The sequence below is a fragment of the Elusimicrobiota bacterium genome, from assembly GCA_040757695.1.
Taxonomy (GTDB): Bacteria; Elusimicrobiota; UBA8919; order UBA8919; family UBA8919; genus JBFLWK01.
On sequence record JBFLWK010000250.1, the window covers coordinates 1 to 1,136 of the forward strand.

General features: G+C 36.5%; 1 protein-coding gene. It reads left to right on the top strand.

The window, feature by feature from the left end; translation table 11 throughout:
- Positions 1-1,136, top strand: a 1,136-nt coding sequence (locus AB1349_14555) for a PAS domain S-box protein (protein MEW6558547.1), incomplete at both ends; no start/stop codon positions are given.

The following is a 1,136-nucleotide window of genomic DNA, read 5'->3' on the forward strand; positions in this document are numbered from 1 at the left end:
AGATGAACTTGGTGAATTTGCTAATTCGTTTAATAAGATGACAGAAAATTTATCAAAAGTCACTGTGTCCAAGGACTATGTTGACAATATTATCAAAAGTATGATTGATACTTTGATTGTGACTGATCCAAATGGAAACATAAGAACAGTAAATAAAGCAACTGAGGAACTTCTTGGATATAAGGAAGATGAACTGATAGGAAAACCAGTGAGAATACTTTTTGCAGAAGAAGAAACATTATCCAAAGGAACTAAGTGGGAAAAGTTATTAAATGAAGGTTCGGTTAGGAATTATGAGATGACTTACCGGACAAAAAATGGAGAAAATATTCCTGTGACTTTTTCTGGCTCAGTGATGAAGGATAAAGATGGGAATTTAGTAGGTATCGTTGGTATTGCAAGAGATATGCGAGAAATAAAACAACTTCAGTCACAAGTAATCCAATCATCTAAACTTGCCGCTATCGGTGAACTTGCCAGCGGGCTGGCACATGAGTTAGGTAATCCGTTACAGACGATATTAGGGAATGCAGATTTACTTTTAATAGATAATCTAGGTTCAGAAGAATTAATGGCAATAAAAAACGCATCGGTTTATTCCAAAAAAATTATTGAAGGACTATTGGATTTCTCAAGACAGCGAGAACTAAAATTCGTTTGCGGAGATATTAATACTGTTATAGAAAAAACACTCTTACTTTACGGCAAACAACTTGAACTTAAAAAGGTAAAAATAGCGAAAAATTATGCTCAACTACCCCCGATATTGATTTCACCACCACATTTAGAGCAGGTTTTTTTGAACTTGATTACAAACGCCCAGTCTGCAATGCCTGAAGGTGGAACATTGACAATAAGCACAAATGTAGTTGCACGCCCTTGGCGTGTTGAAAAAGAAGCAATCCAAGGGATTGCAACTACAAAAGAAAACAAAATAGAACATATTGAAATTTCCTTCAAGGATACTGGTTCTGGTATTTCCAAAGAAAATCTTAACCGAATTTTTGAGCCGTTTTTTACAACAAAAAAAGATGGCACAGGGCTCGGGCTTTCTATCTCTTACGGTATTGTAAAACAGCACGGTGGCGAAATAGTTGCCTTTTCCGACGGCGAAGGGAAAGGCACCGAGTTTGTGG